Below are 5,622 nucleotides of genomic sequence, written 5' to 3' on the forward strand. Positions count from 1 at the left end.
GAAGCAAGCAGGGTGCTCTTCAAGAGCGTCATAGATATCTCCAAAAGCTTCGAGACCCGAGGATCGTGTGGTCGCGGGGCCGGGGCCGATCGCGTCACACCTTGTTTTGCGGCCCGCTTTTTGGTGCAGGCTCATCGGGCCCGCTTTTGCGATGCCCCCAGTGCCAAAACACTGTGTGCCAGCCCATCCGTGCGATCAACGTGGAATTCACAACGGCGCTGCGGTGCTGCGGGAATGTTGCATCCAGGCAACGCTTTGGTTAGCTGGCGAGCAATCAGGCCAAAAAGGCCTCACGAAGCACTCGAACCGAAAAGTATATCGTCCGCAATTGATCTGGCGCAGCTTGCAAAACGCGCTCAGACCCATTCGCCTAGCGAAACGCACGAAGTTTGATTAATTTACGCCCCCAGGATCCTCGTAGTGCCGAACGTAGTCCTGGCCGGCGAGCCAGTCCGTGAGGGCGTGTCGGATCACTTGGGGACGAGGGGGCTTCAGCTCGGGGCTGGTCTGCGATCCAGGCGTTGAGGCTCATTTCAAATTGCCCGTCGCCTTCGGGTACTCGGTCAGTGCTCCACCGGCTGCTCAGCGAACGAGCGGATCCCGTCCTTGGCGACCGCATGCTCGAAGGTCTCGAAGGCGTCCTCATCGTTCGCAAAGGTGCCAGTCCAGACCGTTTGCCCGCCTTCGTGGTCGACGACCTCTAGGGTCCATTCGTCCGCAGTGTCGGCGAACCGGTAGATATGAACCTGCACCGTGACGCCGTCGCGGGTGACGCTGCCGCCGAGCGGGGAGTCCTCGATCTCTTGGTCAGGGGTATCGGCCATTGGTCTGGATGTCAGCCCTTTAGGCGGGTGCTCATGAAGCTCCGGCGTTCGGCGCCCTTCAGGCTCTTGGCCGAGGCATCGACGTTGCAGCTTTTCATCTTCGCCTGCTGTGGTGTCAGTTCCTTCGCTGGCGCTGCAGCCTTGCCGGCGAGGCAGTCGGACATGAAGCCTTTGCGCGTACTGCCGGAGAGCTTTTGCGAGCCGGCGTCTGCGTTGCAGCTCTTCATCCGGTCGCGCTGAGCGGCCTGCGCTGCGGACGGGGCTGGCGTCTGCGCGACGGCCGGGACGGCGAGGCTGACGACGATCGGCAGGATGAGGGCGAGCGAGTGCATCGGCAGGGTGCTCCGGGACAAGTTGTAAGATGGTAGCAGGGCTGCGGAGCCCCTGCGAGCCGATGGGCGATGTGATCCACCGTAAGGCACCCGAGGCGACCAAAGACATGCTAGCGCTGATTGAGGCGGCGCAGATCGCCGTGGCCAAAAACTTGGTGCGTGCCCGGCAACCGGCTGTGGCGCTACTCGGAGGCTAGTGACATCGCCATCGACCTGATGCCGCTCGACGCCAGCTCGCGCGCTCTAGCATTTGCGGCTAGCGAAGGCTCCCACGGCGCGGATCAGCGGGATGCGGTTTGGAAACCCGCCAAAAAGCTGAAGAACTTCATAAAGGCCTTCGAAGGGGTTGGGAGGCGTAAGTCTCTGTTCCAAAACGCTTGTGGCCAACCGGGCGAGGCCTCCACGTCACGTCCTCCCATCTACTTTTCCTTGACCCATCCCCGGCGATCGATCGCAGGCGCCGCGCGTCCTCCGGCATCGCGACGCGAAGCCTGAGCCTCGTGGCGCGGCCGCCTCGTGGCCCCGGCGCAACGCTGTTGCCGAGGTTCCATTCGCGCCGCCCGAGGCAGCCCGCGCGAAATGCAAAACATCCACCCGAGGCCCTTGCGCGCCGTACCGACGCTGTGTAGATCACCCCCCGTGATCCCCGATAGCTCAGTTGGTAGAGCAGGCGACTGTTAATCGCCTTGTCGCAGGTTCGAGTCCTGCTCGGGGAGCCATCACCTCTCCAAGCCATTTTTCGGATTGATCTTTTCGCTCCGAACCCCGCACCGGTTCAGGAGAAGCGGAGATGGACATTCGAGCTGCTGCCCTCTCTGCGACCCGCTCGGCGAGTTTCGCTCGGTCGGCTCCGCGCAGGTAGGTCGCGCTCGCGGCTCCCCTCAGCCCATCCGAACCAGGCGTTCAATTCGGCCTCCGTGGCGCCCTCCTCCGCCGCGCGCCCGCCTTGCGCAGACCGTGCGCTGCGCCAGCTCGCAGCATCACTCCGAACCGCGGCGCATATTGCGGACCGGGCGGTCATCGCCGCCTTCCTCGAGGACGCGGCGACGACCATGGCCGCTCACAACCCGCTGTCTCGAACGAGCGCGGGCGCTCGGCGCCACTGGACCGGGCGGCAGCGAAAATTCGCATCGTTCGGCCGCCGATGCCCACGGTGGGCCGGAGGCTCGGTTCGATGCCCTGCCACCTCACGGCAGTTGATACGGTCAGGTCGGATCTTCGGTCAGGTCTTTGAACTCGTCCTTGAGGCAAGCATGCACGCGCCTGAGCCATAGCTGAGCTTCAGCCTCTTCAGCCTTGGCGGCCTCTGCCTGCTTCTCTGCAAGCTTCGCCCTGGCTTCCGACAGCCGAGCCAGTTCCTCAGCCCTCTCGGCACGGGCGATGGCCGCGGCCGCTGAAGCTTCGGCAGCCTCGGCGCGCCGTTCGGCCTCCTCGGTCTGCTTGAGGCTACGGCGAATGATCGACTGAGACTGGCGGGACACCTCCTGCGCGAAATCGCGTGCCCGGCGCACGCGGTCTCCAACGTCGCGGATCAGGTCGAGCGCGGCAGGCCAGTCGGTTTCGCCAGGACCGACATCCGCAAGCCTTGGCGGTGAGATGCCCGGCTCCACGAAGAGGGGTACGATCTTGCTGACGGACTGCAGCCCGGCCGCCAGCTCGGAGCTGCTGCGCCAAGCATCGTCGGCCGGGATATCACGTCCGGCCGGGCGGACGGTGATTGCAGGACGCTGAGCTGAGTTCGGCATCACGCAGTTCTCCTCACATCCGGCTCAAGGGTGAACTCGCTCGCGATCGTGTCGTAGACGCGTGTGAGCCACTCCTCCGCGATCCGCGCTCGCTCTTCGGCCGCCTTTACCCTCTCGTCGGCCAGCTTCAGCATGGCGTCGGCACGGCTCTGAATTTCAGCGGTGCGCGCCTCAGCGACTCGGACCCGCTCGGCGGCGTTGCGGACATCTTCGCGGACGCGGTCGAGCACCTCCTGGACGCGCAGCTCCTGTTCTTGAGCCTGCGCCTCGACCTCGCGGGCGTGATTGGCCGCATGCCGAACCCGCTCGATCAGCTTCGACCAATCCTGTGGCGAGGAACGACGGGTGGGAGCGCCTCCACCACCGATGTCGTCGAGAGGCCCGACCAACCTCAACACGTTGGCCAGGTGGGTGTCGGTCGAGGAGGTCACATTCGTAGGCGCTTCGAGTTCGGAGGGGCTCTCCCAGGGGTATCGCTTGCTCGGACCCGTCATGACGCTTTCATTTCGCCTGGCTTCGTTCCGGAACCGCCATCCCGGGCTCACGGTGTGAGCATGTCCAAGAAGCCTAAAATATACTGATGTGTCTACCTGGCGCGCTTCTTATTGCCTTTAATTGATATCGCTTCCGCGCGGCGGTTCTTTATTGAGAGACCGTTGTGGCGGTTGAAACACAACATGCCGAGGAGCGCTGACATATGTAGCGTCAGATGCTCGATAACCTCGGCGCTCAGATCTGCCACCGGTGCCGGAAGCCCGCTCGCTCTCGGGGGTATGGACTCCCGACACGGTCGTCGCACAATCAGCCGCTGGCACCCAACCCCTCGTGCTCCCCCCGCTACTCCCAGTCGGCGGCCGATCCTTCGGCAGCCCGCTCCAGGAACGTGGCCGGGGCCTTCCAGCCAACCTCCGCGCCGTTCGGATCGCCCCGATCCGGCGGCACGTAGCGACCGCGGTTGTCCTTCAGGCGCCGTCCCTCGCGAGAGGCATCGGCGTGGCTCCGTTGAATGGAGCCCCTACGATCCGGCCGGCGTATGAAAGTCGAAATGGCGTGCGCGGTCAGCGGTCGAAAATAATTTTCGGCAGCCGCTGACGGAATCGGGTTGCGCCTTACCCCGTCGGCCCGTGTACGCACTGGGTCCGTCCAACGTCGGGTCACGAGGGTGCGAGAGCAGGTTGTCGGCTGGAATGTAGGCGGCGGCCCTGCTCGAAGGGGCAAACAGGACCGTCGCAACAGATCGAGCGACCTGCTGGCCGCGGATGCGGCGGCGTCCACGGTGGATCAGATGGGTTGCTGAGGGATGAGCGACGAGACGACGGCTCTGGTCCTGGCGCTCGCGACCGAGAACGCGGAATTGCGCGCGGCGCTCGCCGAGGCTCAGGAACTCTTAATCGAGACCGCCGTCGATGCCGGCGAGATGCATGCCCGTGTCGAGGAATTGCAGATGGAGTTGGCCGTGGCACGTGCGGACCGTGATGCCTGGATGATCCGCGCGAGGCGGCAGGCCTGATGATCGCCCCCTACATCTGCCAGCCACGCGATACGGAATTTCGGACCCTGCTGGGAGCGCTCGATGACAACCTGCGGACGCGCACCATCCACAACCTGGCCAGGCTTCGCGTCGATCGCGAGGGCGGCGAGGGTACGTATCGGGACATGCTGGCCCTGATCGCCGCCGGGGGCACCGGCGCGCTCGCGGCCCAGCGTGCCCTGGACCGTGTCCACGAGAGAGCCGAGAGGAACCTCTCGGACGTCCTGGCGGCCTTAGCAGAGGGCAGCGCCACCTGACGGCTCGGTACGGATCTGCCGACCGCGAATGCGGCGCAGACCACAGCCGGCAGATCGATGGCCGCCGAGCTATCCAGACCGCTGTTCCTACCCGATCGACGGGCGCGAGCTGTCGGCCATGGTCCGGTTCCGGCGTGCCGGCGGCGCCTGCGAGGGCTGCGGACGACCGCATGGGCGCATGGTTTCCCACCTGGGCGACGGGCGGTGGCGGAATGCCGAGGTTGGCACCTGGCGTGACGGGAAGGGCAAGAGCCTCACCGCGCTGCCGCGTGAACCACGACCGGCCCGAGCATCAGCGGCGGCGGTCGCCGTTCCGGCGCCGTGCGCTGGGCGACCTATTCGGTGGCACCGAACTGCGCCCACGGGCCAGCCAGGCGCCCGACTGCAGCGCCCTCGAAGCGGATCCCTTCGGCAGTCAGTCAGGGTGTGAACTTTGGGGGTAACGCGCGTAGTGCGACCCAGGAAAGCCAGGCCGAGACAGCAGGGCTGTTTGCCCACCAGGGACTTACGTGAAAGCGTGCGGATGGCGGGGCGCGCCTCATGATGCGAGGGCGTGATTGGATCAGAATAGAGGAATTGCAGGTGTGTCTTAGTCGCTACAGCAACTGCGCGGGAAAAGGGTATCTAGCAGTCAACTAGGCACACCGATCGGCACCCGACATATGAACAAGATCCTTACGTCCCTCGCAGCCTTCACGGCTCTCACCGCTGCCGCGTCCGCCGCCGACCTTCCGCGTCGCGCTCCGCCGCCGGTGTTCACCCCGGTTCCGGTGTTCACCTGGACGGGCGCCTACTTCGGTATCAATGCCGGCTACGGCTTCGATGCCAACGACAACCGCGGCGCCACCGTCGTCGGTGTCTCGCCGCAGAACGCGATCTTCGCCGGCCCGGCCGGTGGTAACCGCGCTGGCGTGCTCGCCTTCGGCGGCAGCC

6 protein-coding genes, 1 tRNA gene and 2 pseudogenes are annotated in these 5,622 nt (G+C 65.2%); 5 read left to right on the top strand and 4 right to left on the bottom strand.

Annotated elements, in window-relative coordinates; genetic code table 11:
- Positions 1–563: 563 nt before the first annotated feature.
- Positions 564–824: a hypothetical protein gene (locus tag FV223_RS18665; RefSeq protein ID WP_147728416.1), complete on the bottom strand. Its 261-nt coding sequence runs from the start codon at positions 822–824 to the stop codon at positions 564–566.
- A gap of 11 nt (positions 825–835) precedes the next feature.
- Entirely contained in the window at positions 836–1,156 is a 321-nt protein-coding gene (locus tag FV223_RS18670) for a PsiF family protein (RefSeq protein WP_147728417.1), read from the bottom strand.
- 643 nt (positions 1,157–1,799) lie between these two features.
- Between FV223_RS18670 and FV223_RS18675 the strand changes: the two genes are divergently transcribed.
- Positions 1,800–1,875 (top strand) — tRNA-Asn (locus FV223_RS18675).
- Positions 1,876–2,361: 486 nt separating this feature from the next.
- On the opposite strand, the gene FV223_RS18685 is transcribed toward FV223_RS18675, so the two are convergent.
- Complete coding sequence (locus FV223_RS18685; protein WP_147728418.1) at positions 2,362–2,901, bottom strand: hypothetical protein; 540 nt, start codon at positions 2,899–2,901, stop codon at positions 2,362–2,364.
- Positions 2,901–3,395: a hypothetical protein gene (locus FV223_RS18690; RefSeq protein WP_147728419.1), complete on the bottom strand. Its 495-nt coding sequence runs from the start codon at positions 3,393–3,395 to the stop codon at positions 2,901–2,903. Before FV223_RS18690 ends, FV223_RS18685 begins: the two co-directional genes overlap by 1 nt.
- Positions 3,396–4,201: 806 nt before the next feature.
- Between FV223_RS18690 and FV223_RS18695 the strand changes: the two genes are divergently transcribed.
- The 4 genes and pseudogenes from FV223_RS18695 to FV223_RS31930 all read left to right on the top strand — a co-directional run.
- Positions 4,202–4,411 (top strand): hypothetical protein, encoded by a 210-nt coding sequence (locus tag FV223_RS18695; RefSeq protein WP_147728420.1) that lies wholly within the window; start codon positions 4,202–4,204, stop codon positions 4,409–4,411.
- Entirely contained in the window at positions 4,411–4,689 is a 279-nt protein-coding gene (locus FV223_RS18700) for a hypothetical protein (RefSeq protein WP_147728421.1), read from the top strand. Before FV223_RS18695 ends, FV223_RS18700 begins: the two co-directional genes overlap by 1 nt.
- Before the next feature lie 28 nt (positions 4,690–4,717).
- Positions 4,718–5,036: pseudogene (locus FV223_RS31925) on the top strand (hypothetical protein); the annotation flags it as partial.
- Positions 5,037–5,351: 315 nt separating this feature from the next.
- Positions 5,352–5,622 (top strand): annotated as a pseudogene (locus tag FV223_RS31930) (porin family protein); the annotation flags it as partial.

The organism is Methylobacterium sp. WL116 (assembly GCF_008039455.1).
GTDB lineage: Bacteria > Pseudomonadota > Alphaproteobacteria > Rhizobiales > Beijerinckiaceae > Methylobacterium.